The 259-nt window shown below is 68.3% G+C and carries 1 protein-coding gene; it reads left to right on the forward strand.

Annotation, left to right across the window (positions count from 1 at the left end; translation table 11 throughout):
• Nucleotides 1-10: 10 nt before the first annotated feature.
• The coding region (locus tag HWN72_RS30875) for a trehalase family glycosidase (protein WP_309141614.1) at nt 11-259 on the forward strand (249 nt) is incomplete at its 3' end.

Consider the following 259-nt stretch of genomic DNA (forward strand, 5'->3'; position numbering starts at 1 on the left):
CAAAGGCGCCATCGACAGATACATGTGGCAGAGCCGCCAGCGGCGGTTCGCCGACTGGCTTCTCGACGAGAGCACGCCAGGCAGCGTCCAGTCGTCCGCCACGCTGTTTCCGCTCTTCGTCGGCATGGCGTCCCCCGCGCAGACCACGGCCATCGCCGCAACCACGCGGCGCGCACTTCTGGGCGAAGGCGGCATCCGAACGACGATCCTGCGCACCGGCCAACAGTGGGATGCTCCCAATGGCTGGGCGCCGCTGCAA

It is taken from the genome of Novosphingobium sp. HR1a, from assembly GCF_015594425.1.
Taxonomy (GTDB): Bacteria; Pseudomonadota; Alphaproteobacteria; order Sphingomonadales; family Sphingomonadaceae; genus Novosphingobium; species Novosphingobium resinovorum_A.